The following is a 259-nucleotide window of genomic DNA, read 5'->3' as shown; positions in this document are numbered from 1 at the left end:
CACTAAGCCACCAACGGAAATACGTCATACCCCAAAGCGGATAGCGGCCGGCTTTCAGTCGCCCCGATAACAGCCATTTACCGATGATCGCCACACCGAACTCGGCCAAGGTGAGCACAACGAAGGCACCCGCTGAGAGCAACACTGCGCGCACCATCGAGTCACCCGGGTCGCCAGTGAGAAAATGGTAAGCAAAGAAGGGTGCCAGCCATTGCACCATACGCATTGCGACCAGCCAGGGAATGGCAAAGGCCTGGGC

General features: G+C 58.3%; 1 protein-coding gene. It reads right to left on the bottom strand.

Going from position 1 to position 259, the window contains the following annotated elements:
* A partial coding sequence (locus QN347_RS20250) for a hypothetical protein (RefSeq protein WP_323494468.1) occupies positions 1-259 on the bottom strand: 259 nt, incomplete at both ends.

This window comes from Sphingomonas sp. 10B4 (assembly GCF_035019905.1).
In the GTDB taxonomy this organism is placed as follows: domain Bacteria; phylum Pseudomonadota; class Alphaproteobacteria; order Sphingomonadales; family Sphingomonadaceae; genus Sphingomonas; species Sphingomonas glacialis.
Note: the sequence above shows the minus strand (reverse complement) of the source record. Positions and strands in the feature narration are given on the sequence as shown.